1 protein-coding gene and 1 pseudogene are annotated in these 1,801 nt (G+C 75.4%); one reads left to right on the top strand and one right to left on the bottom strand.

Annotation, left to right across the window (positions count from 1 at the left end; genetic code table 11):
• Positions 1-885: pseudogene (locus O4U47_RS31160) on the top strand (phospho-sugar mutase); the annotation flags it as partial.
• 347 nt (positions 886-1,232) lie between these two features.
• Here the strand turns inward: O4U47_RS31160 and O4U47_RS31165 are convergent.
• On the bottom strand, positions 1,233-1,667 hold the full coding sequence (locus O4U47_RS31165) for an Lrp/AsnC family transcriptional regulator (protein ID WP_270681587.1): 435 nt from the start codon (positions 1,665-1,667) through the stop codon (positions 1,233-1,235).
• Positions 1,668-1,801 lie beyond the last annotated feature (134 nt).

Raw genomic sequence — 1,801 nt, forward strand, 5'->3', positions numbered from 1 at the left:
TTCCCCACCGCCCCCTTCCCCAACCCCGAGGAGCCGGGGGTGATGGACGCCGCCATGGCCGAGGGGGAGCGCGTCGGCGCCGATATCGTCCTGGCCAACGACCCCGACGCCGACCGCCTCGCCGTGGGCGTCCCCGGCGTCCCCGGCGCCCGCGGAGGGCGGCTGCTCACCGGCGACGAGGTGGGCGGCCTGCTCGCCGAACACGTCCTGCGCGGGACCTCGGGCGCCGACCGGACGGTGGCCACCACCATCGTCTCCGCCGGGCTGCTGCCGAAGATCGCCGCCGCGTACGGGGTGCGCTGCGCCGAGACGCTCACCGGCTTCAAGTGGCTGGTCCGCGCGGGCGGCCCCGGCGAGCGCAACGTGTTCAGCTACGAGGAGGCCCTGGGGTACTGCATCGGCGGCGACGACGGCCGCCCGGTGCTGGACAAGGACGGGATCGGCGCGGCCCTGGTCATGGCCGGGATCGCCGCGCGCGCCAAGCGCGACGGGCGTACCCTGCTCGACCTGCTGGACGACCAGGCGCGCGCTTACGGGCTCCACCGCACGGGCCAGGTGTCGCTGCGGACCGGCGACGCGGCCCGGATCGCCGGGGCCATGGAGCGCCTGCGGGCCCACCCCCCGCGCGCCTTCGGGCCGCTGGAGGTGGAAGGGGTGGAGGACTTCGCCCCGGGGCTGCGCGGGCTTCCGCCGACCGATGCCCTCCGCTACCGGCTGGGCGGTGGCGCGCGCGGGCGCGTGACGCTGCGCCCGTCGGGCACCGAGCCCAAGCTCAAGGCGTACCTGGAGGTCGTGCTGCCGGTGGTCGACGAGATCGACGATGTGCGCCGGGAGGCCGACGGCCTCCTGGAGGCGCTGAAAGAGGCCGTCGCCCGGGTGATGTGAGGGCGCGTGCCTCCTCTGTCGGTCACGCGCGCTGGGAGAGTGTGTGAAGCCTGTCGGAAAGTGCCGACCGGAGCCCGCCCGCCCGGCGCCTCCGTTGCCGATCTCGGGGATCCGGGGGAGCGGTCCGCTGCCCGGTGGACCTCGCCCGACTTCAGACAGGGGCGACGGGAGGCCCCCTCAAGGATGTCGCCCCTTCCCTCCCTCTGGAGCGGCTGGGCCGCCTCCGGCCGCGTGGTCGGCCGACGGGGCACGAAGAGGCCTCCGGGAGCGGGCCGGAGGCGTACGTCCGCGTGTGCGGTCGGGGTCTGTGGCCGGGGAGGGGGACGGCGGTCGGCCGTGCCGTGCCGTCAGTCCTCGGCCGGGCGGACGACGGGGCGGTGCACCACCTCGTCGATGACGGTGAGGGTCTGGGTCGCGGTCACCCCCGGCAGGGACTGCAGCCGGGTCAGGATCAAGTCCCGCAGCTGGTCGGTGTCGGCGACCCGTACCAGCAGCACGATGTCGGCCGACCCCACCACGTACCAGCAGTACTCGACCTCCGGGTAGGACGACAGCACCTCCCGGTTGGCCCGCCAGTCCGGCTGGCTCCCCGAGATCAGGACCAGGGCGGTCACCCCCAGCCCCATCCGGGCGTGGTCGGCGATCACCGAGTAGCCGCGGATGATGCCGTCGTCGGTCAGGCGTTTGATGCGGTTGTACGCCGTCGCGCGGGACACGTTGGCCAGCGCCGCGATCTCGGTGATGCCGGTGCGGGCGTCCTCGGACAGGGCGGAGATGATCACCTCGTCGGTGGCGTCGGGTAGCCGGGCGGCGCGCCGCGGGCGGGCGCGGGAGCGGTCCGCGGCGGTCGCGGCTCGGGGGCGGTCGGGCCCGGCGTCGGCGCCGGTCACGGCTTCGTCGTCGGGCGGGGCGTCGG

Origin of the sequence: Nocardiopsis suaedae, from assembly GCF_027706745.1 — a bacterium.
In the GTDB taxonomy this organism is placed as follows: domain Bacteria; phylum Actinomycetota; class Actinomycetes; order Streptosporangiales; family Streptosporangiaceae; genus Nocardiopsis_A; species Nocardiopsis_A suaedae.